This is a genomic window from Novosphingobium sp. LASN5T, from assembly GCF_003856955.1.
Taxonomy (GTDB): Bacteria; Pseudomonadota; Alphaproteobacteria; order Sphingomonadales; family Sphingomonadaceae; genus Novosphingobium.
The window spans coordinates 1-26,880 of sequence record NZ_RQSI01000048.1 but is presented as its reverse complement, the minus strand read 5'-3'; the positions used below and the strand labels follow the sequence as shown (position 1 = coordinate 26,880).

The window sequence follows — 26,880 nt, the reverse complement described above, 5'->3', positions numbered from 1 at the left end:
TCAAAAGGTCCATGTCGATCACTCCTCGTTCCCCCGACCTGTCAGCCAGGGGGAAGGTCAAAACATGGGTCACTTCTCAGTGGAAATTTACGCCCCTCCCGGGTCAACTCTCAGCAGAAATCAACAGGATGACGGCAACAACGTGCCGCGCATCGCGCCCTACCGGATCGGCGGCGGGGTCGACTGGACCAGTCCCCGGTTCGACGCGGGGATGCTGCTGATCCACTATGGTCGCCAGAACGATTACGGCGCGTTCGACACCCCGACCGATGGCTACAACGCCCTCAGCGCGCATCTCACCGCGCGGCCGTTCAAGGCGCATCCCGGCGTCGAGTTCTCGATCGTCGGCCAGAACCTGACCAACGATGTGCAGCGCTACGCCACCGCCTTCAACAAGGACCTGGTGGTCATGCCCGGCCGGTCCGTCCGCTTGGTCGCCCGGATCGCCACGTTCTGACGCGGAGCGCGGGTTGGTCCAACGGAGGGTCGACCCGCGCCCTGCCCCCGTCCAAGGCCTGCTTGCGGCCGCGTTAAACGGGTCGCACGCGGCGACTGTGCATATCCGCGCGGCCTTGATGAATCCTGCCATGGCTGGCGCCCGGAAATCGCCACGGACAGACCGTTGAGGTTCGCCCGAGGGGCATGAGCGCGTTTGGCGCACATGGCTGCCCTCCCCCTTCCCTCTTGGCATTCGTGCACGAGATGATACGATCTCATATTATGAGAACTGGTACGCCGCACATCAGTTCGCTCAAGCGGACATTGGCAACGCTCGACGCCGTGCTGATAGACGGTGTGGGCCGGCCAATTGCGGATATCGCGCGCGATCTCGCCATTCCGCCGGCAACCGCGCACCGGCAGGTCGTAACTCTGGTGGCGGAAGGCTATCTCGCGCGGGGCGCGGGCGGAGGTTATGTCGCCGGCCCGCGTCTGCTGCGGTTGCTGCGCCACCTGGACGAAAGGCAGACAGCCGGCGCATCCCCTCCCCTCCCCTGACGATCGTCGTTATGGTGGCGCTTGCCGGACAAGCATTCTCCGGGATCTATTTCAGTATGAAATTTCCGACGGCGTTAGATAGGGTTAAACGCCTTTAGAAGAGTTAAAGCGCGGAGCGGCGTTCCGACTCGTTGGTTCCGCGCGAGTCGCGTGATGCGCGCGTTCCCGATGTGCCGCTAATCCGTTCCCGAAGGAACGACATTATGTTCTCGAAGGATCGTGCTTGCGTTCCCGATGGATCGAAGGCTGCCGAACTCCCGTTCCTGATAGATCGAAGATCACGTACCGATCAATCCCTGCCGCGCAGGTTTGAATCAATTCCGGCGAACGAGTCCGAATCAAGGTTCAAAACCGCGAGGTCGACATGCGGATGGATGGGGGAATGCGATGCCTGCCTCGGCCCGCCCGACACTTCGGGAACGGGCATTAGCAAGAGCAATGCCGCGTTGGTCTGCGTTGGAAGCAGGGAGCTTGCGCCGAATCGGCGTCGTGGCGCGCTGGATCTGGTGGCGGCTCTTTCGCGGCAGGGTCGCGAATGGCGGAAGAACTGTCGGCCCGCTGAAGAAACCGAACAGGCCCCCTCCCCTCCCCCCCTTATCGCGCCATCGTGGAGGTGGGGCTGGAGGAGAAGCCGGGCGGGTGTTGCGCCCGGCTCGAAACTCAGCGCAGGCTGTTCCGGTTCTTGGCGTGATGACGTTTGACCCAGCCGATGAAGGCGCGCTGCCAGTTGGCGGGGGTACGTTCCGGGGCCGCATCGACCCAGCGTTCAAACTCCGCATGCAGGGCGTAGAGGTCCCAGCCGGGGCAAGTTTCGCGCAGATACTCCGCGGTTTCGCCGGTAACGAAGCCCCGGGTCGAGGCGCTGGTCAGACCGGCAAGGGCAGTCCGGACGAGCGCGCCGGCATCGATCACCATGTCGTCGTTTTCGGTCGGAGCGAGGCGATCTGGCGCTGACGGTGCGGGAGCCGTTGCCACTTTGGGGAGGGGGGAGGGCGCATGCGGAGCAGGGGAGGGATGTTTCCCCGGGGAAACCATCGCGGCTGCCGGATGGGATGCCGCGCGGCTGCCTCCATCCTTGCCATCGGTACGCGTGGCACGCAGCAGCGGCTCGCCATTTTTGCCGGGCTCGATGGTCAGCGTGTAGCCGGGCAGGGCGTTCTTTTCCGCCAGCTTGACGATCTCGAACTTGAAGCGGCGGTATTCGCCTTCGGCACCGCTTTTCTCGAACAGCACCGGCATCGAAATGGCAAACCCGTCATCGCCGGCGCCGCCTGCATGCTTGCGCGCGACCTTGTAGAGCCACCGTTCGCGGCCCCCGGTAAGCTTGAAGTAGGCGCGGTCTATCGACAGGACGCCGCCCTTCATCATCACGCCCTCCCAGAACCAGTTGGATAGCTCCAGGGTCATGCCGCGCGACCGCTCGGTCTTCTCGTCGACCAACTGGGTCCAGCCATCCAGCCACGAGAACGTGGCTTCACGCCGGTTTTCGGCGCGGATGTTGGTCTTGATCGTTGTGGCGACAAGCCGGTCGAGCGCCTGGCCCAGCAGCTCGTAGGCGCGTCCCGTGGTGGGCCGGTCGATCGCGCGCAGCAAGTCGTAGGGCATGATGTGCAGCTTGCGCGGCACGTCGTTCACGCCACGCCTAGCCATGTCGGCAAGCACGCTGGCGCAATAAATCAGGATGTCCGCATCCCAGATCGTCGCCATGCCGTAGTCCGGGTTGGCCGAAACATGCACCCACAGCTTCCCGTCGGGGGAGGTGTAGTCGATCGGCTTGAGGCGCTTCGACTTGGCAAGACTGAAGAAGGGCCGCTCCATCATCTCGCGCTGATCGCGCAAGGGGAGGTCGGCGATGTAGGGAAGAAAAAGGTCGAACTGGTCTGACTCGCCAGACTTGCGCACCCGGCTCACGGGGAAAGTTTCCCCGGGGAAACCGGAGCGACAATGCGGCGCGCGTTCCTGCTATCAGGACGGGGCAGGGGCCATCCGCGGGCCGACAGAAAGCGGTCGCACGGCCTCAAGCCTGTACGCCCTTGCCGTCCGCAGCCAGTCTTTCCAGCACATCGCGGATGCCCTTCAGCAGGTCTTCTATGTTGGATCCCGAACCCGCGTGCAGGCGCACTGTCGCGCCTTGCCGGTTGGACGACAGGACCGAAACCGCCGCGCGCTGCGTGCGGGGGTTGACCCATTCGGCAAGCGGTCCGGCAGGGCGTTTGTCGCCGACCGGAGCCGTTAGCAGCCGCTGAAGCACTTCCGCGGCAGGAAGCGTGGCATCGCCCGCCTTGCGCCGGGCGTCCTGAAGCCGGGCGAGCGCCTTGGCTTCGCGGTGAATGGCTTGCGCGGCTCCGCGATCGTCCAGCGCCTGCGCCAGCGGGTACGCCGGTTTCAACTGCACGTCGGCCGGGGAGGCGAACGCGGCGACCACGTCGTCGGGCAGGGCGGCGACTTTGAGCATCTTGGAAAGCCAGCCCTTGGACAGCTTGAGGCGCTCTGCCATGCGGGACTGGTGGTTGCCGTAATGATCCTTGAGCGCCTGGGCGTAGTTGCGCGCGCGCTCGAGGTCCGAGACGTCTTTGCGCGCCCGGTTTTCCAGGTCGGCAAGGCGAAAGGCTGCCTCGTCGTCAAGCTGGGCGACCTGCGCGACGAACATCATGTCCGGATAGGAATGACGACGCAGCCAGGCGATCGACCAATGCCGCCGCGTGCCGGCGATCACTTCGTAATCGTGCTCCGGGTCACCTTCGACGCGCCTGACCACGGCGGGCACTTTCTGCCCTCCTTCCGCCACGATCGAATCGATCAGTTCGCGGCAGGATTCCTCGGTCAGATGACCATAGGAACGGGCGTTCCCGGGCCAGATCCGCACTCGTTCGGGATTGAGCAACAGTTGCGTTACCTGCCGGACCTCGCCGCTGGCGACGCGGGCAAGAGCGCTTTCGCGCCCCAGCAGCGTGGTTCCGCGCAGCCGTTCGGCGCGTGGGGTCTCGATTGGGGCAGGCGGGGCGGCCGGCGTCCGCGATTCCGCTTGGATCAGGTCATTTTCCGATGATTTTTCAATCGGTTCATCGTCCGCGAGCAACGCGGCGAGATAGTCGCTTTGCTTACGCGCCATGGATTTTCTCGCTGGATGGCGTCAGGCCATGGGGGGAAGGGGGATCATGCGGCATTGAGGACATCCTCCTCGCGCGCCGGGGCCACGCGGCCCCAGCCTTGCCGGACCAGTTGCTCGATCTGGCCCAGCGCTTCGTCGAGATTGGCCTTGCTGCGCTTGTGCGTCTTTGGCGTGCCGATCGGCTTTTCGAGTTCGTACACCGTCATCATCCGCATCGCGGCATGGCTGATCTCGGCGGATTCGAGGATCGGAACGGGGAGGAGGGCCGGCCCGAATGTCTGTTCCATGACCGTGCGGATCATCGCATGGCTGGGATCGTTGCTGTCGAACTTGGAGCAGATCAGGCGGACGAAATTGTAATCGACGGTGATGCCTGCGGACACGAGTTGCGCGATCACCTGGTCCATCATCGACAGGAACTGGACCGTCGAGCAGAAGTCCGGCGTCGTCGCCGCCAGCGGCACGAGCAGCGCGTTGGCCGCCTGCATCACCGCAAGGCTGATGGTGCCCAGCGCCGGCGGCGGATCGAGGATCACCACGTCGTAATCGCGCGCGAGGTCCATCAGGCCCGCCTTGAGCTTGCGAAAGCGCGCGGCGAGGACGGACTGTCCATCGGCGCCGCCTGCGGCCAGTTCGTACTCGACATCGAACAGTTCGAGGTTCGACGGGATCAGGTCCACGTTGGGCCAGGGCGTGCGCTTCACGGCATAGAGCAGGTCGGCCTGGGTCGGATCGATCGAGAGGTACGGGTAGAGCGTTTCCTCGCGCGTGATGTTGAAGTGCGGGTTGAAGCCGAACAGCGTGGTGGTGGTTGCCTGGCTGTCGCAGTCCACCACCAGTACGCGGTAACCCTGGACGGCGAAGTAGTGCGCGAGGTGAGTGGTGACCGTGGACTTCCCCACGCCGCCCTTGAAGTTCTGCACCGCGATCACGGCGGGAACGTCGAGCGGGGCGCGATGCGGCGCAGCACCCAGCACTTCGCGCATGTTGAGCAGCTCTTCGATGGTGTAGCCCACGCGCCGGCCGTTCTCTCCCGCCGGGGGAGGGGGCAGGCGTCCGTCGTCCTCCGCCATCCGGATGCGGTTGGTGGAGCAGCCCAGCAGTTGCGCTGCCTCGGCAATGCCGAAGCGCAAGTTGAGCCCCTTGCGGCTTTCGGGCAGAAAGGCCTTGCGCCGCAGCCGCTCGATCATCTTTTCGCCGGCATCGGCAAGATCGCCGATCTGGGCTACGATTTCATTCATGGACTGCCCCGCGCGCGGATATGAAGCTTTGTTCAGAATACATGCATGAAAGTGCTTCAACAAGCAACGGATGATGCATTACGGGTTCAGGAAAGCGCGTTCTGGCCCGATACGCCCCCCGTTCGCGCATCTTTCGGGCGAACATTGGCCCTTCCTGGCCGGATTTTGCCCTCAGAGCCCCGTAGAGCGCAAAAAGGCGTGCACCCTACACACGACTACCGGAGGGCGGATTTTTCGTCTCTACGGGCCGTTTCCGGGAGAGTTTGTTAACCACTTGTAAACAAATACTTTTATTGGGATTGCCCGTCATCGGGCCATCGGCGCGTTCCGATCGAGCCGCCGGGACAAATGAGAATCGATTCGGGCGCCGTGCGTCGCCGCGCCGATTCGGATTCCGGACGATGGATCAGGCCACTGGCGCGGCACCCGCCTGGTTGCGCATGTGCCAACCCAGGGCGTCGATCTTGGTGAGGATGGCATCTGCCACCGGAGAGGGTTCCGCCAGTTCGTTCCATGCGCGATGGAAACACAGCAGCCAGCCCTCGATCTCGTCCGGTCCGATGGCCGCGACGAAGTGGCGCTGGCGTAAGCGGGGGTGGCCGTACTTGTCCGTATAGAGCGGCGGGCCGCCCAGCCAGCCCGTAAGATACTCGAACAGTTTTTCTTCCGCCCGGGCCAGCGACGGCGGATGCACGTTCCGGCAGGCGGCGGCTTCGGGCAGGGTATCCATCAGCGAATAGAAACGGGCGCAAAGCGCGCGCACGAACGGTTCGCCGCCCAGCGTCTCGTAGGGTGTGGCGCTTGCGGGCGCGGGGATGTCCGTCATGCCGTGTCCTGTCCGTGTGCGACCGCGCATTCACGCGATGCCGCGCAGGAAATCAAGCGGCATCGTGGCGGCCTGGCTCCGCGCGCCGTGCGCGGAATGCGGCAAACCACGTGACGCAGATGTAACGTGCGCCGCACCGGCCCTGTTCGCTATGAGGTGCGGGCTTTCAGGGCAGCGGCCCGATCGACGGTGCACATGGCTTCCATTCTCGTCATTGAAGATGATGCCGAAACGGCGCGCGAGATTGCGGACGAATTGCGCGTGCACGGTCACACCGTCCACGCCGAGGCGGATGGGCAGAACGGCCTGGAGCGCGCCCTGCGCGAACCGTTCGATGCGATCACGCTGGACCGGATGCTGCCCGGCCTCGATGGCCTAGCCGTCGTGGCGCGGCTGCGCGCCGCCGGCATCGTCACGCCGGTGCTGATGATCAGCGCGCTGGGTGACGTCGATGCGCGGATCGACGGGCTGCGCGCCGGGGGCGACGACTATCTGATCAAGCCCTTCGCGCCGGACGAGATGGCGATGCGGGTGGAAGTTCTGCTGCGTCGGCGCCGGCAACTGGAAACGGCTGCCGCCATGCTGCGGGGCGGACCGGTCGAGATGGACCTGATCCGGCGCGAGGTGCGCGTCGATGGTGATCCGGTGCGGTTGCTGCACATGGAGTTCCGCCTGCTGGAATTCCTGATGCGCAATGCGGGCGAGATCGTCACGCGGCAGATCATCTTCGAACGCGTGTGGGGGTATTATTTCGATCCGGGCGCCAACCTCATCAACGTGCACATCGCGCGGTTGCGCAAGAAGATCGATCGACCAGGGCACGCGTCGCTGATCGCGACGGTGAAGGGGGAGGGATACCGCTTCGATGCCGGGTGACTGGCCGCATCTGCGCGACATTCGCAAGACCAGCACCTTCCGGCTGACGCTGGCACTGGGCGGGGCCGCGACCGTCGGCGTGCTTCTGCTTCTGCTGATCATCTACAGCCTGACCGAGCGCGAACTGAACGACCGTAGCGATCGCATCCTCCGCACGGAAATCGCGCGGCTGGCGGCCTTGCCGGAGGCGGACCTGCCGGGGGAAATCGATAAATCATCGGCGACAAGTGTCAGCGGTCTCAACCACTTCGGCCTGCTCTCTCCGGGCGGACGCTGGCTGGCGGGAGACATGGGAGCGAGCCCGCCCTTGGTCATCGGGCATCCCTATGAGCGCGATGACGGGCCGGACGTGCGCGGGCCGTTGCGCATCCTTGCCGCGCGAACCTCGGGCGGAGCGCTGCTCATGGTCGGCCGCGATGTGCGGCCCATCGTCGATCTGCGCGGGCGGATGGTGGAAATTCTCGTCCTCAGCGGCCTGTTCGTGGCGCCCTTGCTGCTGGCGGCGGGGTTCGCTGTCAGCCTTGGGCCGCTCCGACGCGTGGACCGTCTGCAGCGCGTGGCGCTGGAGATCGGTTCGGGCCGGCTGGCAGCACGGATGCCGATCGAGGGGCGCGGCGATGAACTGGACCTGTTTGCCGGAACCGTGAACCGCATGATCGGGGAGGTGGAGCGCACCGTCGACCAGGTGAAATCCGTCACCGACGCGATCGCGCACGATCTGCGCACGCCGCTGACCCGGGTGCGCAACCAGCTCTATCGCGCCAGCCGCGATCCGGACATGGCACCGGCGGATGTCGTGCGGATCGAGGCGGCCATGGCCGATCTCGATCTCGTTCTGGCGCGGTTCGCGGCGTTGCTGCGCATTTCCGAGCTGGAGGCGTCCGGCCGCCGCCAGGGTTTCGCGACGAGCCGCATCGATCGGCTGCTGGACGCGGTGGTCGAACTGTACGGCCCGCTCGCCGAGGAGCGCGATGTCGCGTTGCGATGGGACGGTGCGGAGCCGGTGCGCTTGTACTGCGACGAGAAGCTGATCTTCGAGGCCTTCAGCAACCTTGTCGACAATGCGATCAAGTTCGCGCCGGAGGGTGGGTGCGTGTCCATCCGGCTGGCGAAGGACGATGGATTCGTGGCGATCGAGGTGTGCGATAACGGTCCGGGTATTCCGATGGACCAGTTGCAGGCCGTGCTGCGGCGCTATGATCGGGGCGTGGCGTCCGCGGCTGTTCCCGGATCGGGGCTGGGCCTCAGCGTGGTGGCCGCGATCGTGCATCTGCACCACTTCGCGCTGGAGCTTCTGCCGGCGGAACCGGGCCTGCGCGCGCGCATCGTCGCGCCTGTGGAAGCGCAACAGGCAAGGTGAAATTCATTTCACTGGCGCTCGGGCCGCGCCGGCGCGATTGAAGCGCCGGCCGGCGGCGCACGCAACGGGCGACCACGGCAAACTTTGGCGCTCGCGCAACCAGCCTCCCCCCTTCCGGCCCTGGTTGCGCGAGCGCGATTTGCGGAACTGCCATGCTGCAACTGGTCAAGCTTGCCTTGAGCAAGCCCTATACCTTCGTCGTCCTCGCCATCCTGATCGTGCTGTCCGGCTCGATCGCCTGGGTGCGGACACCCACCGACATTTTCCCCGACATCCGCATCCCGGTGATCGCGGCGGTATGGACCTATCGCGGCCTGCCGCCGGAGGATATGTCGGGCCGGGTCGTCTATTATTACGAACGCCAGCTTTCCACGACGGTCAACGACATCGACCATATCGAAAGCCAGTCGCTGAACGGGATCGGCGTGGTGAAGATCTTCTTCCGTCCCGGCGTGGATATCCGCACGGCGACGGCGCAGGTCACGTCGGTTTCGCAGACGGTGCTCAAGCAGATGCCGCCGGGCATCACCCCGCCGCTGATCCTGAACTACAACGCCTCCACGGTGCCCATCCTGCAAATGGCGCTGTCGTCCAAGGGCCTGTCCGAACAGAAGATCTTCGATCTGGGGCAGAACTTCATCCGTCCGTCGCTGGCATCGGTGCAGGGCGCGGCGATTCCTTCGCCCTATGGCGGGCGCGAACGCCAGATCCAGATCGATCTCGACCCGGCGGCGCTGGTCGCGCGCCACCTTTCCGCCACCGACGTCGGCCTGGCGCTGGCGGCGCAGAACCAGATCGTGCCCGCCGGGACGGCCAAGATCGGCCAGTACGAATACAATATCCGGCTGAACAACAGCCCGGAAGTGGTCGATCAGCTCAACAATCTGCCGATCCGCACGGTCGATGGCACCACGGTCTATATGCGCGACGTGGCGCATGTTCGCGATGGTTCGCCGCCGCAGCGCAACGAGGTGCGCGTGGACGGTGGCCGCGCCGTGCTGATGACGATCCTCAAGTCCGGCTCCGCTTCCACCATCGCCATCGTCGATCAGGTCAAGGCGCTGCTGCCCAAACTCAAGGAGACGCTTCCCGCCGATCTCAAGGTGCAGCTGCTGTCGGACCAGTCGCTGTTCGTGAAGGCGGCCGTGTCGGGCGTGGTGCGCGAAGGCGTGATCGCGGCGGGCCTTACCTCGCTGATGATTCTGCTGTTCCTCGGTTCCTGGCGATCGACGGTCATTATCGCGACATCCATCCCTCTCGCGATTCTGGCCGCGGTCGCCGGGTTGTCGGCGGCGGGCGAAACGCTCAACATCATGACGCTGGGCGGACTGGCGCTCGCCGTCGGCATCCTTGTCGATGACGCCACGGTCACCATCGAGAACATCAACTGGCATCTGGAGCAGGGCAAGACCGTGCGCGCCGCGATCATGGACGGCGCGGAGCAGATCGTGCGCCCGGCCTTCGTGTCGCTGCTGTGCATCTGCATCGCCTTCGTGCCGATGTTCTTCCTGCCCGGCGTCGCCGGCTTCCTGTTCGCGCCGATGGCCAAGGCGGTGGTTTTCGCCATGATCGCCAGCTTCGTCCTGTCGCGCACGCTGGTGCCGACGATGAGCAACTACCTGCTGCGCGACCACGCCTCGCAGCACACGGCGGAGATCATGGCGAGCCACGACGCACTGGCGGGGCGCGCGCCGCGCGGCCATCCGCTGCGGCGTTTCCAGCAGGGGTTCGAGCACCGGTTCGAGAAAGTGCGCGCCTATTACGTGTCGGTTCTGGTGTTCGCGCTGGAGCGGCGCAGGGTGTTCGTCCCGGCCTTCATGGCGGTGGTCCTGGCATCGCTGGCGCTGGTGCCGTTCCTTGGCCGCAACTTCTTTCCGAGCGTCGATTCCGGGCAAATCAGCCTGCATGTCCGCGCGCCCGTGGGCACGCGGCTGGAGGAAACGGCGGCGCTGTTCGACCATATCGAGGACGAGATCCGGCGCACCGTGCCGAAGGACGAACTGGTGTCGGTGGTGGACAACATCGGCCTGCCGGTGTCGGGGATCAACCGCGCCTATTCCAACACCGGCGGCGTCGGCCCGCAGGACGGCGATATCCTCGTCACGCTGGGCGAAGGGCACCGGCCCACGGCGGGCTATGTCCGTGCCTTGCGCGAACGGTTGCCCCGGGTCTTCCCGGGATCGACGTTCTCGTTCCTGCCGGCCGACATCATCAGCCAGATCCTGAACTTCGGTTCGCCCGCGCCCATCGACGTCATGGTGACCGGTCCGAACGTGCGCGAGAACGAAGCCTATGCGCGCGAACTGGTGGCGCGGATGCAGCACGTGGGCGGCATCGCCGACGTGCGCCTGCAACAGGCCAGCAGTTATCCGGAACTGCGGTTCGACGTCGATCGCACCGCCGCCGACCGCGTCGGGGTGACCGAGAACGACGTGACGAAAAGCCTTTCCGTGAACCTTGCCGGCAGCTTCCAGGTTGCTCCCGCGTTCTGGCTCAACCCCCGCAACGGCGTGTCCTATCCCATCGTCGTCCAGACGCCGCAGTACCGGACGGACACCATCCCCGATCTCCAGAACATCCCGGTCAGCGGCGGCCGGCCCGGCGACGTGCAGCTTCTGGGCGCGCTCGGCACGATGCATCGCGAACCTTCGGCCGCCGTGATCTCGCACTATGCCGTTCAGCCGGCGTTCGACGTCTACGCGACGACGCAAGGCCGCGATCTGGGGGCCGTCGCCGGTGATGTGCAGAAGGTGCTGGACGCGACGAAGGCGGACCTGCCCAAGGGCGCGACGGTGAAGTTGCGCGGCCAGGTGGAAACGATGAACACCGCGTTCGTCGGCCTGGTCCTTGGCCTGCTGGGCGCGATCGCACTGATCTACCTGCTGATCGTGGTGAACTTCCAGAGCTGGATCGATCCCACCGTGATCGTCTCGGCCCTGCCGGCCGCGCTGGCGGGCATCGCCTGGATGCTGTTCGCCACGCACACGCCGCTGTCGGTGCCGGCGCTTACCGGAGCGATCATGTGCATGGGCGTTGCCACCGCCAATTCGGTGCTGGTGGTGAGCTTCGCCCGGGAACGCCTTGCCGCCGTGGGCGATGCGGTGACCGCCGCGGTGGAAGCCGGATCGACCCGCTTCCGTCCGGTGCTGATGACCGCGCTGGCCATGATCATCGGCATGGCGCCGATGGCGCTGGGGCTGGGCGAGGGCGGCGAGCAGAACGCGCCGCTTGGCCGTGCCGTCATCGGCGGCCTGATCTGCGCCACGATCGCCACGCTGGTGTTTGTGCCGGTCGTCTTCTCCATCGCGCATCGCAAGGACCGCCTCGCGCCCGATGCCGCGCCCCATTCTTCCACGGGAGACCTTGTCCATGCAGAGTGAACGGCTTGCCGAAACGCCGGCCGCGTCCCCACGGGGGCTGAAAACCGCCGGGATCGTTGCCGGAGCGCTGGCGCTGGCCGTGGTGGCCGCCGGCATGATCAGCCGCACCAGCGACACCAGCCGCGCGCAAGCGTGGAGCGACGCGCGCTCGCTGCCCACGGTTCACCTCATCCCCGTGCGCGGCGCCGATGCGAACGGGCAGCTCGAACTGCCCGGCACGATGGCGGCGTGGAACACCGCGCACATCTTCGCGCGCGTGCCGGGCTACGTCCGGTCCTGGGATCGCGACATCGGCTCAGCCGTGGGGCTGGGGACGCCGCTGGGGCGGATCGATACGCCGGAACTGGATCAGCAGATCGTCGCGGCGCGGGCGTCCCTGGCGCGGGCGCGGGCCGGCGCCGGCCTTGCGCGCAGCACGGCGGCCCGCTGGAACGACCTGTTGACCGATCATTCGGTGTCGCAACAGGAGGCGGACGAGAAGAACGGCAATCTGGCCGTGCAGGTGGCGACGGTACGCGGCGCTGAGGCCGATCTCGGCCGGCTTCTGGCGATGAAGGCCTATGCCACCATCCGCGCCCCGTTTGCCGGCGTGGTCACCGCCCGCAATGCCGACATTGGCGACCTTGTTGGTCCCGGCGCGTCCAGCCAGCAACCGATGTTCACGATCGCCGACATCAGCCGCATCCGCCTCTACGTCGGCGTGCCGCAGAATTACGCGGCGGCGATGAAGCCGGGCTTGCAGGCGCGGTTGACCGTGCCCGACTATCCGGGCCGGCAGTTCACCGCGCGCCTTGTCGGCACGTCGGACGCGATTAATCCGCAGACCGGGACCCTGCAGGTCCAGCTTGTTGCCGACAATCCGGGGCAGGTGCTGCGCGCGGGGGGCTATGCGCAGGTTTCGTTCGATCTGCCGGGCAGCACGGGAGCCGTGGCAATTCCTTCCAGCGCGCTGGTGTTCCGCGCCGCCGGCACCCAGGTCGCGACCGTGGGGGCGGATTCGAAAGTCCGCCTTGTTCGCGTCACGCTGGGGCGCGATCTCGGCAGCACGGTCGAGGTCCTTGCCGGCCTTTCTCCGGGCATGCGCATCGTCGACAACCCGCCGGATTCGATCGCCACGGGCGAAGCGGTCCATGTCGACGAGAGCCGCCATGGCTGACCGTCGCGCGCTGGCCGCGCTGCTGGGGCTTACCGCGCTGGCGGGTTGCTCGATGGCGCCGCCCTACCAGCCGCCCGCCGTGTCGGTGCCGGCGACGTATGCGGAGGCCGGCTCATGGACGCCGGCCGCGCCCGGCGATGCGGCGCCGTCGCAAACCTGGTGGACCGCGTTCGGCGATGGCACGCTAGATGCGCTGGAAACCCGGCTCGCCACCGATAATCCATCGCTGGCGGTGGCGGTCGGCCGCTATGATCTGGCGCGGGCCTATCTCGCCGAAGTGCGCGCGGGCCTGTTCCCGCAGATCGGGGCGCAGGCGACGGTTACGCAGAACCGCCAGTCGGACAATCGCCCGCTGCGCGGACAGAAGCAGCCAGACCTTTATGCTGCCGATACGCTGGGCGCGCAGGTGAGCTACGAGGCCGATCTCTGGGGGCGGGTACGCAACAGCGTCGCGGCCGGTCGTGCCGATGCGGAGGCCAGTGCCGACGATCTGGCGGCCGTGCGGGTTTCGCTGCAAGCGCAGCTTGCGACGGATTACATCGCCCTGCGCGGCTACGATCGCGAGATCGATCTGCTGCAAAGGACGGTCGATGCCTATTCCCGCGCCGATGCCATGACGCGCCGGCGGTTCGCGGGCGGTATCGCAAACGGCATGGAAACCGGGCAATCGGCCACGCAGCTTGCCGAGGCGCAGGGCCAATTGGCCGATCTGCGCAACGCCCGTGCGCTAACCGAACATGCGATTGCCGCGCTCATCGGAACCACGCCATCGGGCTTCTCGATCGCCGCTTCCTCCGCGCCGTTGCCCATGCCGGAGGTGCCGGTCAGCCTGCCATCGACGTTGCTGCAGCGCCGGCCAGACGTGGCGGCGGCCGAACGCCGGATGTTCGCCGCCAACCGCCGGATCGGCGTTGCCAAAGCGGCCTTCTTCCCTTCGCTTTTGCTGGGCGGGCAGGGGGGTGTCCAGAACACCGCGCTGGCGGGCCTGGCCAGCGCGCCCAACCTGTTCTGGTCGGTCGGTCCCAACGTCCTGCTGACGCTGTTCGATGGCGGTCGCAACCGGGCGCGCGTTGCCGAAGCGAGGGCCGGGTGGGAGCAGGCCACGGCGGACTATCGCCTGCGCGTGCTGGGCGCGATGCAGGATGTCGAGGACGGACTGTCGCGTCTGCATCACCTGGGAGACGAAGCGGCCGCCGAAGAGCGCGCGGCGCAACAGGCGGCGCAGGTGGAGCAGCTGGCAACGCGGCGGTACGAGAAGGGCGCGGTGAGCTACCTGGACGTGGTGATGGCGCAAACCACCGCGCTGCGGACGCAGCGGCAGGCGATCGAGATCGACACGCGCCGGCAGCAAGCGACCGTCGGGTTGTTCAAGGCCGTGGGTGGCGGCTGGGCCTGATCGTGGCGGTCGCGCAGGAATCTGCCGAAGATTACCTAAAGTTAATTTTCCACACTGTTTCTGTAACGTGAATGCAAATTACTAAAGTTAGCTCCCGCGGTGTCGAAGGACTTGGGCGCAAGCGATCGTCGCAGCCCGTCCATCACCCCAGGGAGGAATTCGGAAATGAAGTTCCATACGTCGCTGGCGGCCCTGCCGCTGGCGCTTCCGCTCGCGTTCGCGCCCGCCATGGCGCACGCCGCTGACGATGCGACACCCGCCGCCGCCGCCGAGGCGGAAAGCCCCGAATCCGGCCGCGGGCTGGAGCAGATCGTCGTCACCGCGACCAAGCGCGAGACCAATCTGCAGAAGACCCCGATCGCCATTTCCGTGGTAACTCCCACGGTCATCCGCGATCGCCACGTGCAAAGCCTGATCGATCTGGCCGATGGCGCCATCCCGTCGCTGCGCGTGGCCACGTTCGAAGCGCGCCAGTCGGCGCTGACGGTCGGCATTCGCGGCATCGTGCCGTTCGACGCCAACCAGACCGCGCGCGACCAGGGCGTGGGCGTCTATCTCGACGGCGTCTATCTGGGTCGCCAGCAGGGGCTGAACGCTGCGCTGTTCGATGTGCAGCGCGTGGAAGTCCTGCGCGGACCGCAGGGCACGCTGTTCGGCCGCAACACCGAAGGCGGCGCGGTCAGCATCGTTACCGCGCAGCCCACCGGCGAGTTCGGCGGCCGGGTGCTGGCGGGCGTGGGCAATTACGGCAGCTACAACGGCGAACTGCACGTGAATCTGCCCGAATTCCACAACATCGCCTTCAAGCTGGACGGCGTGGTCCAGCATCAGGACCCGACCGTGAAGAACCCGCTGGCGGGGCAGGCGGGCTGGAACCAGTATCAGCGCGTCGGTGGCCGTGCCACGGCCCTGTGGAAGCCGTTCGACGGCTTTTCGGCCGAGTTTTCCTATGATCAGTCGCGCGATGAGAACACGCCGTTCTACAGCCAGTTGATCAACTACAACCCCAATGGCCTGCCGGTTGCCACGCTGGCGCAGATCCAGGCCAACGGCGGCAAGCTGCCCAAGGGCTTTATCGCGCCGCTTTCGCCGCTGGTGGTGGTGAGCGGCAACCAGCGCATGTCGGTTGCGGACATCGGCGTGCCGCAGCAGCCGAGCGTGGACAAGACCGACGGGTTCTCCGCCGTGCTCAAGTACAAGGTCAGCCCGGGCCTCGAACTGCGCTCGATCACCGCATGGCGCGGCGTGACCACCAACCAGTGGGACAATTCCGGCGGCGCGCACCGCACGGTGTTCCTGCCGAACGCCACGTTCAGCCGCTACAGCCTTTCCGACCTGCACCAGCGCCAGTTCAGCCAGGAACTGCAGGCGGTGGGCAGCGTGGCGCGCTTCGACTATGTGGTCGGCCTCTACTATTTCACCGAAAACGCCCAGGAATCGGCGGCGACGCCTTCGTCGAACACCTGGAACGCGGACGGCACCGGCTACATCATCAACAGCGAGATCGTGAACGGCGCGATCACCTCGTCGAACAACGGCTGGGCCTATGGCTCGCGCTTCATCCAGCGCGACAGCCATGCCACGGCCCGCAGCTATGCCGCCTTCGCGCAGGTCACCTGGTCGCCGATCGATCCGCTGCACATCACCGTCGGCGGCCGCTATACCAAGGACAAGCGCAATGGCGCGCTGACCACGGTTTCGGGCGTCGCCACGCCGTGGACGTTCCGGTTCGACAAGGACCGGTTCGATCCGATGGTCACGCTGGCCTATGACCTGTCCTCCGGCGTGAACGTCTATGCCAAGTATTCCACCGGCTACCGCGCCGGCGGCGCCAACGACCGGTCGAGCACGTTCGGCGCGTTCGGGCCGGAAAAGGTCAAGGCCTACGAACTCGGCGCGAAGATGGACTTCCTGGATCACAAGGTGCGCCTGAACCTTGCCGGCTACATCATGGATCGCACCGGCACGCAGATCGATTTCGACAACGTCGATACCTTGCAGTTCCTGGCCGATGGTTCACCCAACCCGACCTACAACCTGCACACCGAAAACACCGCCAATGCGCCGGGCACCTCCAAGATCCGCGGCGTGGAAGCGGACCTGACGGTGCGTCCGGTCGAGAACATGACGCTGGGCGCGTCCTATGCCTATACCTACACAAACATCCCCGCCACGGCGAACCCGAACCCGGGGCCGACGTTCGGGCAGTTGACGCAGGTCTTCGTGGTGTACACGCCCCGCAACGCGGCTTCGGCCTACGCGGATTACGAAGTGCCGCTCAATGCCGCGGGCACCGCTCTGCGCTTCCACATCGATGCCAACTACGCGAGCAGCATGTACAGCTTCCAGTCCGAGAACGTGAAGACGGACGACAGCTTCATCGTCAACGGCCGACTCGCGCTGGCGGACATTCCGATGAACGGCAACGGCCAGAAGCTGACGGTCGCCGCCTGGGCGCGCAACCTGTTCAACGAAACGCATATCTATCGCCGCTCGGGCGCGAACGATGCGGTGCTGGGCGATTACGGCAACTTCAACCCGCCGCGCACGTTCGGCCTCGAAGCCTCTATCAACTTCTGACGAGCTATCGAAGGGCGCGCAGGATCCTCACCCTGCGCAAAACTGGGGTGGGTGGCATGGCCATCCACCCCTTTTCTTCGATCAGGCCAGCGCCGCCTTCAGGCGCGCGCCGGCGCGATTGATATAGGCCACGGCATCCGGCACGAACGCGAACATCGAGAAGAAGCCGTGAATCATGCCCGGCGCTTCCTCCGCCTCCACCGGCACGCCGGCGGACGCCAGCCGTTCCGCATAGGCGACGCCTTCGTCGCGCAGCGGATCGTATTGCGCGGTGATGACCGTGGCGGACGGCAGCCCGGAAAGGTTTTCGGTGCGCAGCACGGTTGCGCCGTGGATATGCCCGTCAGCCTCGGTTCCGACATACTGGTCCCAGAACCAGCGCATGGCGGCGGTGGAGAGGAAATACTGCCCGCCGCCGTTGGCGGCATAGGATGGCAGCGAGAAATCGGCATCGGTGACGGGATAGATCAGCAACTGGTGGCGCAGCGCCGGTCCGCCTTCGTCGCGCGCGCGGATCGCCACCGCCGCCGCCAGGTTGCCACCGGCGCTGTCCCCCGCCACGGCGATCCGGGTGCCGTCCACTCCCAGATCGGTGGCATGGTCCCGCGCCCAGACGACCGCGTCGTAGCAATCGTCGAACGGGGCCGGGAAGGGGTGCTCGGGCGCCAGCCGGTAGCCGATGGAAAGCACCGCCGCGCCGCTGGCCCGCGCGAGCGCGCGGCAGGTTCCGTCGTGCGTATCGAGCGTGCCGATCACCCAGCCGCCGCCATGGTAGTAGATCACCAGGGGCGGGTTCTCGCCCGAACCTTCGGGAACGTAGAGCCGCGCCGGGATCGTCCGCCCGGCAAGGTCCAGCGCCAGGTCCTCGACGATCGCCACGGCGGGCGGCGGCCCCATCTGCATCGGTCGCTGGTCGTTGATTTCGCGCAGTGCCCGTGCGGAGATCGCGGCGAAATCGACGGGCGGCATCTGCGCGAACATCGCGAGCAGGGCTTCGACTTGTGCATTCAACGCCATGAAACCACTCTCCCCTTCCGCATCTTCATTTCTGTCGGATCGCGCCGCGGTGCCGTGTCCAGGCTAGCGCGTGATCATGCCTCCACGCGCACGTCGCGCACCAGATCGAGCACGTGTTGCGCGTGTTCCTTCCGGCAGATGAGCAGGTCGGGCATGTAGGTATCGCGCTGGTTGTACACGAGCGGGCTGCCGTCGATGCGGCTGGCATGGAGGCCATGGGCCAGCGCGACGGCGACCGGCGCGCAGGAATCCCATTCGTACTGCCCGCCCGAATGCAGGTAGATATCCGCCTGCCCCCGGATCACGGCCATGGCCTTCGCTCCGGCCGAACCCATCGGCACCAGGTCCGCGCCGAGCCGTGCGGCTACGGCGGTCGCCTCTGGCGCGGGGCGCGTGCGGCTGACGACCATGCGCAGCCGCGCGGGCGCGGGGGGAAGGGGGATCGGCCGGTCGGAGCGCAGTATCACCCCGGCGCCGGGCAGCGCCACCGCGCCCAGCACCGGTGCGCCGTTCACCGCCAGCCCGACATGGACCGCCCAGTCGGTCCGCGCCTCGCCATATTCGCGCGTGCCGTCGACGGGATCGACGATCCACACGCGCGCGGCGGCGAGCCGTTCGGGGCTGTCCTTCTCCTCTTCGGACAGCAGCGCATCGTCCGGGCGCTGTTCGCGCAGCGCGTGGCAGAGGAACTGGTTGGCGGTGGCATCGCCCGCCTTGCCCAGCGCCTTGAGGCTCAGCATCCCGCTTTCGCGCACCGTGATCAGCAGCTTGCCCGCCACTTCGGCGAGGTGGGCGGCCAGTTCGGCGTCGTTCATATCACGGGGCTCCAGCTGCCGATCACGCGCTCGACAATGCGTTCGGCGGCATCTTCGGGTGTTTCGCGCGTGGTGTCGATGCGGATTTCCGGCCGCTCGGGGGCTTCATAGGGGCTGTCGATGCCGGTGAAGTTCTTGAGCTGGCCGGACCGCGCCTTCTTGTAGAGGCCTTTCACGTCGCGCCGCTCGGCTTCCTCCAGCGGGGTGTCGACGAACACTTCGATGAATTCGCCTTCGGGCAGCATCGCGCGCACCATCTCGCGTTCGGCGCGGAACGGGCTGATAAAGGCGGTCAGCACGATCAGGCCGGCGTCGGTCATCAGCTTGGCCACTTCGCCCACGCGGCGGATATTCTCGATGCGGTCCGCCTCGGTAAAGCCGAGATCCTTGTTCAGCCCGTGGCGCACGTTGTCGCCATCGAGCAGGAACGTGTGCTTGCCCGATGCGTGGAGCTTCTTTTCCACGAGGTTGGCGATCGTGGACTTGCCCGAGCCGGACAGCCCGGTGAACCACAGCACCGCGGGCGTCTGGTGCTTGAGCGCGGCATGCGCCTTGCGGGTCACGTCGAGCGCTTGCCAGTGGACGTTCTGCGCGCGCCGCAGGCTGAAGTTCAGCATCCCCGCCGCCACCGTGGCATTGGTGATCTTGTCGATCAGGATGAACCCGCCCAGCGCGCGGCTTTCGGCATAGGGTTCGAACACCACTGCGCGGTCGGTCGTCAGTTCGGCCACGCCGATGGCGTTGAGGTCCAGCGTCTTGGCGGCCAGCTGCTCCATGGTGTTGACGTTGACGGTGTACTTGGGCTGCTGCACCGTTGCCGAAACCGTCTGCGTGCCCAGCTTGAGCCAGTAGGCGCGGCCGGGGATCAGGGCCTCGTCGGCCATCCACACGAACGTCGCCTCGAACTGGTCGGCGGCCTGCGGCGGATTGTCGGCGGCGGCGATGACGTCGCCCCGCGAACAGTCGATTTCGTCGGCGAAGCACAGCGTGATCGACTGGCCGGCGACCGCTTCCTCCAGATCGCCATCGAGCGTGACGATGCGTGTGACGGTGCTGGTCTTGCCCGAAGGCAGCACGCGCACCGCGTCGCCCGGCTTCACCGAACCGGTCGCGATCTGGCCCGAGAAGCCCCGGAAATCGAGGTTGGGGCGGTTGACCCACTGCACCGGCAGACGGAACGGCTTGGTCTGGTCGATGGTAGCGTCGACTTCCACCGTCTCCAGGTGTTCCATCAGCGCCGGCCCATGGTACCAGGGAGTGTTCGCCGAAAGCGCGGTGATGTTGTCGCCCTTGAAGCCGGAAATCGGGATCGGCACGAAGGTTTCGATGCCGATCGAGCGCGCGAAGGCGGTGTAGTCCTTGACGATGCCGTCGAACACGGCGTGGTCGTAATCGACAAGGTCCATCTTGTTCACCGCCAGCACGATGTGGCGGATGCCGATCAGGTGCGCGAGATACGAGTGCCGCCGCGTCTGCGTCAGCATGCCCTTGCGCGCGTCGATCAGGATCACGGCGAGATCGGCGGTGGAGGCGCCGGTCACCATGTTGCGCGTGTACTGTTCGTGGCCGGGTGTGTCGGCAACGATGAACTTGCGCTTTTCGGTGGCGAAGAAGCGATAGGCGACGTCGATCGTGATGCCCTGTTCGCGTTCGGCGGCAAGGCCATCGACCAGCAGCGCGAAGTCGATCTCCTGCCCCTGCGTGCCCACGCGCTTGCTGTCGGCTTCCAGCGCGGCGAGCTGGTCCTCGAAGATCATCTTCGAATCATACAGCAGCCGGCCGATCAGCGTGGACTTGCCGTCATCCACCGAACCGCAGGTGATGAAGCGCAGCATCGTCTTGTTGCGATGCGTTTCGAGATAAGCGTCGATGTCCTCGGCGATGAGGGCATCGGTCTTGTAGATGACGTCTGCTTCGGACATCAGAAGTACCCCTGCTGCTTCTTCACTTCCATGCCCGCGCCGCCCGCATCCTTGTCGATGGCGCGGCCCTGGCGCTCGCTGGTGGTGGTCAGCAGCGTTTCCTGGATCACCTGCGGCAGCGTGGCGGCACTGCTTTCGACCGCGCCGGTCAGCGGATAGCAGCCCAGCGTGCGGAAGCGGATCGAGCGCATCACCGGTTCCTCGCCGGGGCGCAGCGGGAAGCGATCGTCATCGACCATCAACAGCATGCCGTCGCGCTCCACGGTGGGGCGCTCGGCCGCAAAATAGAGCGGCACGATCGGCACGTCGTTCAAGTGGATGTACTGCCAGATGTCCAGCTCGGTCCAGTTGCTGATCGGGAAGACGCGGATCGATTCGCCCTTGTTCTTGCGGGCGTTGTAGGTGCTCCACAGTTCGGGGCGCTGGTTCTTGGGGTCCCAGCCGTGGCTGGCGGTGCGGAACGAGAAGATGCGCTCCTTGGCGCGGCTCTTCTCCTCGTCGCGCCGCGCGCCGCCGAAGGCCGCGTCGAAGCCCCACTTGTCGAGCGCCTGCTTCAGCCCCTCGGTCTTCCACATGTCGGTGTGGAGCGCGCCGTGATCGAACGGGTTGATGCCCCGCTCCAGCGCTTCGGGATTGCGATAGACCAGCAGTTCCATGCCGCTTTCCGAAGCCATCCGGTCCCGCAGCGCGTACATGTCGCGGAATTTCCACGTCGTATCGACATGCAGCAGCGGGAAGGGCGGTGGCGAGGGATAGAACGCCTTGCGCGCCAGATGCAGCATCACGGCGGAGTCCTTGCCCACCGAATAGAGCATGACGGGGCGTTCGGCCTCGGCCACGACTTCGCGCATGATGTGGATCGCTTCGGCCTCGAGCCGTTCGAGATGGGTCAGCGAGGAACGGGGCAACGAACTGGACATGGATGACTCCGTGGGAGTGGCTGCCTGTCACATCGGCGTAACGGCTTGACCATGAAGCTCCCATATGGGAGCAAAAACAGATGGCATTTCTTTCGCCCGATCAACGCGAGCTTTTCCTGCCCTTGATCGAGGGCATTCACGAAAGCCCGCCATGGGGTGCGTTCATGCGCAATCTGGTGGCGCGCACCTATGCCCGGCGTGCGTTCCTGATCGTGACGCTGGCCAATGCCATGCCTGCGCAGGAACCCACGGTGCTTCATGTCGCCGCGCCTCGCGCGGCGCAGGAGCCGCCGATCGACTTCCGTCGGCTCGACGCGCTGCGGCTGCATCCATACGGCGCGCTGCGCCCCGGCCGGGTCTATGCGCTCGACGAAATGCTGGACTACGACCATCCCGCCCGGCTCGCCGAACAGCGCGCGGCGCTGCACGACATGGGCATCCGCTATGGCCGCTGGTTGCGCGTCTCGGCGGGCGGCGCGGCGGATGCCTGGCTGCTGCTGGTGCGCGAGCGCGAGGATTTCAGCGCCACCGCCGTCTCCGCGCTGGCGGTGATCGCGCCGCACCTGACCGCCGCCCTGCGTACGCTGGGCGCGCTGACCGAGCAGCGGCTCCAGGCGGCGATGGCGCAGGCCGCGCTGGCGCGGCTGGGCGTGGGGCAACTGGCGTTCGATGCTGGCGGGCGGGTCATGGCCGCCGATCCCTGGGCGGAAGCCCTGCTGGCGTTCACGCCCGAACCAGGGCCGGCGCCGGGCCGCCGGTTGCAGGTGCTTCCCGATGTCGCGCGCTCGCTCGATGCAGCCTGCGCCGCGCTGGCGGCCGGTCCGGCGGGCGGAACGCGGGTGATCCGGCTCGACGAGCGCTCGGCGCTCGACGTGTTGCTGCGCAAGTCGGACCTTGCCCTGGCGGAGCCTTGCGCCTTTCCGGCAGTGATCGGCACGCTGCGCCGCGAACACCGCGAAGCCGCGCGCGAAGCGGTCCGCACGCTGGCGGCGGTCCATGGCCTGTCGGATCGCGAAGCGGCGCTGGCGCACGCCATCAGCATGGGCGAAACGATCGTGGAGGCTGGCCGCCGCCTGCGCCTGACCAGCGAGACCGCGCGGAACTATTCGAAGCGCATCTATGCCAAGACCGGGGCCGCCGGGCAGGCCGATCTGGTGCGGATGGTGCTGACCGGGCTGGCGCCTTTCACCTGAGTCCGCGGCCCGGTTCAGTGAGGCCGTAACGCCACGCGTGCGTGAAGCGCCGCGCGCGCGGCCTGCAGCGTGGCGACCGCTTCCTCGCCTTCGCCCTGTGCGCGGGCGAGAGTCATGGCGCCGACCATTTCGGCGACTATCGAGGCGGCAAGGGCATCGGCTTCGGGCTTCGGGTGGCCGCTTCTGACCAGCGCGCCGGCGATGGCATCGCGCATGGCGGAAATGCCGGCCTGGAAGCGGAGGCGTGCGGGCTCGGGCATTCTCGGGGCCTCACCCGCCAGCCAGGGCAGGGGACAGCCAAGATCGTGCCGGCGCATGGCCGCTTCCGACAGGTAGTGGTCGATCAGCCCGCCAAGGTCGGGCCGGTCGCCCAGGAAGCGTTCCAGCATCGCGCGGCTGTCTTCGAACATGCGATCGACGGCGTGGGCAACCAGATCGTCGCGGTTCTCGAAATGGGCGTAGAACCCGCCATGCGTCAGGCCTGCGCGTTTCATCAGATTGGCGACGCTCAACCCTTCGGTGCCGCCGCTGCGCAGTGCGATGGCGGCCTCGTCGAGAATCCGGGCGCGCACTTTGGCCTTGTGGGCGCTCTTGTCAGCCATGGTGATCCGCCTCCTGCTCGCCGGGGCCGTAGCCGCCGCCCATTGCCCGTACCGCCGCCACCGAGGCGCGCGCAAGCGCCTCGCGATTCTGCGCAAGGCGATCGGTCGCCTCCAGCAGATTGCGATCGGCATCCAGCACGTCGATCAGGGCGACGATTCCCTGCGCGTAAGCTTCGCGCGCCTGATCGCGCGCACGGCGGAGCAAGGCGACTTGCCGGGCCAGTTCGTCCTGTTCCCGCCGGCCTTCGGCCAGCGCGGCGACCGCGTCCGCCACTTCGGCGCTGGCGACCTGCGCAGCCTGCCGCCACAGCGCCAGCACCTCGCGCTCATGCCCGCGCGCGACGGCGAGTTCCGCATCGAGCCGTCCAAAGTCGAACAAGCGCCAACGCAGCGTCGCCCCGCCACTGGCCGAAACCGAATCCCCCGATCCGAACGAGGCGCCGCCGAGCGTCACCAGCCCGACCAGACCGCCGAGCGAGAGGTGGGGGTAGTATTCCGCCCGCGCCACGCGGATGCCGGCGCGGGCGGCGTCCACCCGCCGTTCGGCAGCGGCCAGATCGGGGCGGCGACGCATCAGCGTAGCGGGATCGGCATCCAGCGCCGGATCGAGCGGGGCAGGGATGGCGGCCGTTTCGCGCAGGCGCTCCAGCCACGCCCGGTCGCTTCCACCGGTCAGCACGCCCAGCCGGTCGATGTCGACTTCGATCGCCTGCCGCAGCGGCGGCAAGGCGGCCAGCGTAGCGGCGTGGGCCGCTTCGGCGCGGTTGGCATCGAAATCGCTGGCCAGTCCCTGGTTGGCCCGCTGGCGCACCAGCGCCGCCAGATCCCCGCGCAACCGCGCCTGCTGCTGCGCCAGCGCGAGCCGTTCCTGTAAGCCGCGCAAGTGGAGATAGGCGTCCGCCGTCTCCGCAGCGATGGCCAGGTGCATGGCGTCCATCTCGGCCAGCGTGGCCGCCGCATTGGCCGCGGCCGCCTTGCGCCGGGCCGACAATCCTCCGAACAGGTCGATCTCCCAGCGGGCTTCCACCCCGGCCTGATAGAGTTCGTAGTTCCGGGGCAAGCCCAGTTGCCGCGATGCCGCGCCGATCGGCGAATGGAGCGATTGCCGGTCGGCTTCGGCCGCGCCGGTGGCGTCGAGCGACGGCAACAGCGCCGCGCGGGCTCCCTTGGCCATGGCCCGCGCCTGATCGACGCGCGCGGCGGCCGCGGCGAGGTCCAGGTTGCCCGACAGCGCGCGGCGGACGGTTTCGTCGAGCTGCGGATCGTGGAACGCCTGCCACCAGGCACCGGTGGCGGGCTGGGCATGGACCATCGCCGGCGTGGTAGTCACCAGGAGCAGGGCGAGCGCGGCTCGCCGCAGATTGCGGAAACGCATGAGACTTCTCCTTAATGCGCGGCATCGGCGGGAGGGGGCGTCGCGCCCGGCTCCTGCCGGCAGAACGGCACCAGCACCAGTGCCGCGATGAACATCCAGGCCATCACCCGGAACACGTCGTCGAACCCCAGCGCCAGCGCCTCGCGCCCGATCACGCGCGCCATCACGGCCTGCGCCATGTCCTGCGCGCGCGCGCCGTCGGGCGTCATCGTGGAAATCCGCTGCCCCAGGCTGGCCATGACATCGCTGGCCGGCCGCGCGTGATGGCCCAGCGCTTCGGAAAGGCGCGCGGCGGCGATGCGCGTATCGTCCTGCAGCCAGCTGTTGACCACCGCGATGCCGATCGCGCCGCCAAGGTTGCGCATCAGGTTGAACAGGCCCGAGGCTGCGCCGAGATCCTGCGGCGGCACGCCCGAAAGCGCCATGTTTACCGAAGGAACGATGCACAGCATCAGGGCGAAGCCGCGCAGCATCTGCGGCACCAGCAGTTCCGAAAAGCCCCACTGGCTGGTCATGCCCGACGTCAGCCACAGGCTCAGTGCGAACAGGGAAAGGCCAACGCTGATCATCCAGCGCATGTCGATGCGCTGCGACAGCGACGCGGCGACGACCGTCGACCCCAGCTGCGCCACGCCGACCACGAAGATCGTCTTGCCGATCTGCAAGGCGTCGTACCCGCGCACTTGCGCCAGATAGACCGGCACCAGCGAGATCGAGGCATACATGCCGAAGCCGATCACCAGGTTGAACAGGCAGGCGAAGGCGAAGATCGGCCGGCGGAACGGGCGCAGCGAAACCACCGGCATCGGCGAGAACAGCGCGCGCTCCACGAACAGCACCAGCCCCACCAGCGACAGCCAGGCGGCGATCGCGATGGTTTCATCGCCCAGCCAGTCGTGACGGGGGCCTTCCTCCAGCACGTATTCAAGGCCGGCGAGAAAGACCGCCATGGCTACGAAGTGCGCCCAGTCGATCCGGCGCAACAGGCTGGTGTCGGCCTTGTCGATCCGCAGCAGCATGGCGCAGGCCGTGGCGATGGCGAGGCCGGGAAGGACGTTGACGAAGAACAGCCAGCGCCAGTCCAGCGCGTCGGTGATCAATCCGCCCGCCGAAGGGCCAAGCGCCGGCGCCAGGACGCTGACGGTGCCGAGGATGGCCGGGATCAGCGCGCGCTGCTTGCCCGAGAACAGCGTGAAACCGACCGCGAACACCAGCGGCACCATCGCGCCGCCGGTGAAGCCCTGCAAGGCGCGGAAGGCGATAATCGATCCGATCGACCACGACAGGCCGCACAGCAGGCTGGAAATCGTGAACATGGTGCACGAAGCCACGAACAGCCAGCGCGTCGACAGTGCCCGCGCGAGGAAGCCGGACAGGGGAATCATCACCAGCTCGGCCATCAGGTAGGCGGTCTGCACCCAGCTGATTTCATCCGCTCCGGCGGCAAGCCCGGCCGCCACTTCGCGCTGCGAGGCGGAGACGATCTGGATGTCGAAAAGCGCGAGAAACTGCCCGAACGCCATCAATCCGAAGATCAGGAACTTGCGGGCCGTGGGCATGGCCGTCGGATCGTCCGACCAGTCCGTGCCGAAGCGCGCGAAAGACCATCTGGGCATGGTGGCAATTTTCCCTCTGGACGAATGATGAACAACATATATATTACGATCATCATATCAGCAAGAGTGCATTTCCATGCTTCAGCGCACATCGGAATCCCAGGTTGATGACGCGGTGGCGCCGGCACCCCGGCGCAGGGCGCCGCGCGCGGTGATCGCGGCAGGGGCGGCGCTTGTCGCAGCGGGGCTGGGCGCGGCCTGGATCCTGTCCGAGCCGGCCAGCCAGTCCACCGACGATGCCTATGTCGGCGCCGATGCGACAAGCGTGGCGCCCCGCATCAAGGGCTTCGTCAGCGCGGTGCTGGTCGAGGAGAACCAGGCAGTCCGCGCGGGCGCGCCGCTGCTGCGGATCGATCCCGAGGAATATGGCGCGCGCCGTGCGACGGCGGAAGCCGATCTTGCCGATGCGCGGGCGGCCGTGGCGGCGGCGCGGGCCGCGCTGGTCCGGCAGGGCACGGAAGAGGCGCTTGCCCGCGCGCAGGCCGGCGCTGCGGCGA

21 protein-coding genes are annotated in these 26,880 nt (G+C 66.8%); 10 read left to right on the top strand and 11 right to left on the bottom strand.

The window, feature by feature from the left end:
- The first annotated feature begins 142 nt into the window (after nucleotides 1-142).
- Complete coding sequence (locus EH199_RS20535) at nucleotides 143-457, top strand: hypothetical protein (RefSeq protein ID WP_194921892.1); 315 nt, start codon at nucleotides 143-145, stop codon at nucleotides 455-457.
- Between the two features lie 263 nt (nucleotides 458-720).
- Nucleotides 721-996 (top strand): helix-turn-helix domain-containing protein, encoded by a 276-nt coding sequence (locus EH199_RS20530; protein ID WP_190287375.1) that lies wholly within the window; start codon nucleotides 721-723, stop codon nucleotides 994-996.
- Between the two features lie 660 nt (nucleotides 997-1,656).
- Here the strand turns inward: EH199_RS20530 and EH199_RS20525 are convergent.
- The 4 genes from EH199_RS20525 to EH199_RS20510 form a co-directional block, all read right to left on the bottom strand.
- On the bottom strand, nucleotides 1,657-2,907 hold the full coding sequence (locus tag EH199_RS20525; RefSeq protein ID WP_124811002.1) for a replication initiator protein A: 1,251 nt from the start codon (nucleotides 2,905-2,907) through the stop codon (nucleotides 1,657-1,659).
- 106 nt (nucleotides 2,908-3,013) lie between these two features.
- Nucleotides 3,014-4,108: a ParB/RepB/Spo0J family partition protein gene (locus EH199_RS20520; RefSeq protein WP_124811001.1), complete on the bottom strand. Its 1,095-nt coding sequence runs from the start codon at nucleotides 4,106-4,108 to the stop codon at nucleotides 3,014-3,016.
- 44 nt (nucleotides 4,109-4,152) lie between these two features.
- The gene (locus EH199_RS20515) at nucleotides 4,153-5,349 is read right to left on the bottom strand and encodes an AAA family ATPase (protein ID WP_124811000.1); all 1,197 of its coding nucleotides are present in this window, start codon (nucleotides 5,347-5,349) and stop codon (nucleotides 4,153-4,155) included.
- A 406-nt stretch (nucleotides 5,350-5,755) separates the two neighbouring features.
- Entirely contained in the window at nucleotides 5,756-6,175 is a 420-nt protein-coding gene (locus EH199_RS20510; protein ID WP_124810999.1) for a group II truncated hemoglobin, read from the bottom strand.
- A 195-nt stretch (nucleotides 6,176-6,370) separates the two neighbouring features.
- On the opposite strand from EH199_RS20510, the gene EH199_RS20505 reads away from it, so the two are divergent.
- The 6 genes from EH199_RS20505 (at nucleotide 6,371) to EH199_RS20480 (ending at nucleotide 16,923) form a co-directional block, all read left to right on the top strand.
- Entirely contained in the window at nucleotides 6,371-7,051 is a 681-nt protein-coding gene (locus EH199_RS20505; protein ID WP_124810998.1) for a response regulator transcription factor, read from the top strand.
- Nucleotides 7,041-8,411 (top strand): HAMP domain-containing sensor histidine kinase, encoded by a 1,371-nt coding sequence (locus EH199_RS20500; RefSeq protein WP_124810997.1) that lies wholly within the window; start codon nucleotides 7,041-7,043, stop codon nucleotides 8,409-8,411. The genes EH199_RS20505 and EH199_RS20500 overlap by 11 nt, the downstream gene beginning before the upstream one ends.
- A gap of 152 nt (nucleotides 8,412-8,563) precedes the next feature.
- Nucleotides 8,564-11,791 carry an efflux RND transporter permease subunit gene (locus EH199_RS20495; RefSeq protein WP_124810996.1) on the top strand — a complete coding sequence of 1,076 codons (3,228 nt, stop codon included), beginning with the start codon at nucleotides 8,564-8,566 and terminating at the stop codon, nucleotides 11,789-11,791.
- Complete coding sequence (locus tag EH199_RS20490; RefSeq protein WP_124810995.1) at nucleotides 11,781-12,947, top strand: efflux RND transporter periplasmic adaptor subunit; 1,167 nt, start codon at nucleotides 11,781-11,783, stop codon at nucleotides 12,945-12,947. The genes EH199_RS20495 and EH199_RS20490 overlap by 11 nt, the downstream gene beginning before the upstream one ends.
- On the top strand, nucleotides 12,940-14,343 hold the full coding sequence (locus tag EH199_RS20485) for an efflux transporter outer membrane subunit (protein ID WP_124810994.1): 1,404 nt from the start codon (nucleotides 12,940-12,942) through the stop codon (nucleotides 14,341-14,343). Before EH199_RS20490 ends, EH199_RS20485 begins: the two co-directional genes overlap by 8 nt.
- A gap of 165 nt (nucleotides 14,344-14,508) precedes the next feature.
- Nucleotides 14,509-16,923 carry a TonB-dependent receptor gene (locus tag EH199_RS20480; protein ID WP_124810993.1) on the top strand — a complete coding sequence of 805 codons (2,415 nt, stop codon included), beginning with the start codon at nucleotides 14,509-14,511 and terminating at the stop codon, nucleotides 16,921-16,923.
- Nucleotides 16,924-17,004: 81 nt separating this feature from the next.
- Here the strand turns inward: EH199_RS20480 and estDL136 are convergent, their stop codons facing one another.
- From estDL136 to cysD, 4 genes are all read right to left on the bottom strand, one after another.
- Nucleotides 17,005-17,940 carry a chloramphenicol hydrolase gene (gene estDL136, locus EH199_RS20475; RefSeq protein WP_124810992.1) on the bottom strand — a complete coding sequence of 312 codons (936 nt, stop codon included), beginning with the start codon at nucleotides 17,938-17,940 and terminating at the stop codon, nucleotides 17,005-17,007.
- A 74-nt stretch (nucleotides 17,941-18,014) separates the two neighbouring features.
- The gene (locus tag EH199_RS20470) at nucleotides 18,015-18,755 is read right to left on the bottom strand and encodes a 3'(2'),5'-bisphosphate nucleotidase CysQ (RefSeq protein WP_124810991.1); all 741 of its coding nucleotides are present in this window, start codon (nucleotides 18,753-18,755) and stop codon (nucleotides 18,015-18,017) included.
- Nucleotides 18,752-20,677 (bottom strand): sulfate adenylyltransferase subunit CysN, encoded by a 1,926-nt coding sequence (gene cysN, locus EH199_RS20465; protein WP_124810990.1) that lies wholly within the window; start codon nucleotides 20,675-20,677, stop codon nucleotides 18,752-18,754. The genes EH199_RS20470 and cysN overlap by 4 nt, the downstream gene beginning before the upstream one ends.
- Nucleotides 20,677-21,597 (bottom strand): sulfate adenylyltransferase subunit CysD, encoded by a 921-nt coding sequence (gene cysD / locus EH199_RS20460; RefSeq protein ID WP_124810989.1) that lies wholly within the window; start codon nucleotides 21,595-21,597, stop codon nucleotides 20,677-20,679. The genes cysN and cysD overlap by 1 nt, the downstream gene beginning before the upstream one ends.
- Before the next feature lie 80 nt (nucleotides 21,598-21,677).
- On the opposite strand from cysD, the gene EH199_RS20455 reads away from it, so the two are divergent.
- Nucleotides 21,678-22,790, top strand: a complete 1,113-nt coding sequence (locus EH199_RS20455) for a LuxR family transcriptional regulator (protein WP_124810988.1) — start codon at nucleotides 21,678-21,680, stop codon at nucleotides 22,788-22,790.
- A gap of 14 nt (nucleotides 22,791-22,804) precedes the next feature.
- On the opposite strand, the gene EH199_RS20450 is transcribed toward EH199_RS20455, so the two are convergent.
- The 3 genes from EH199_RS20450 to EH199_RS20440 are packed head-to-tail and all read right to left on the bottom strand — an operon-like array spanning nucleotide 22,805 to nucleotide 26,383.
- A complete protein-coding gene (locus tag EH199_RS20450; protein WP_190287374.1) occupies nucleotides 22,805-23,392 on the bottom strand; it encodes a TetR/AcrR family transcriptional regulator in 588 nt (195 codons plus the stop codon).
- Nucleotides 23,385-24,767, bottom strand: coding sequence for an efflux transporter outer membrane subunit (locus EH199_RS20445; protein ID WP_124810987.1), 1,383 nt, complete (start codon nucleotides 24,765-24,767; stop codon nucleotides 23,385-23,387). Before EH199_RS20445 ends, EH199_RS20450 begins: the two co-directional genes overlap by 8 nt.
- 11 nt (nucleotides 24,768-24,778) lie before the next feature.
- Nucleotides 24,779-26,383, bottom strand: a complete 1,605-nt coding sequence (locus EH199_RS20440) for a DHA2 family efflux MFS transporter permease subunit (RefSeq protein ID WP_206694928.1) — start codon at nucleotides 26,381-26,383, stop codon at nucleotides 24,779-24,781.
- Nucleotides 26,384-26,459: 76 nt separating this feature from the next.
- Here EH199_RS20440 and EH199_RS20435 point away from each other — a divergent pair.
- On the top strand, nucleotides 26,460-26,880 hold a 421-nt coding region (locus EH199_RS20435; RefSeq protein WP_124810986.1), incomplete at its 3' end, for a biotin/lipoyl-binding protein.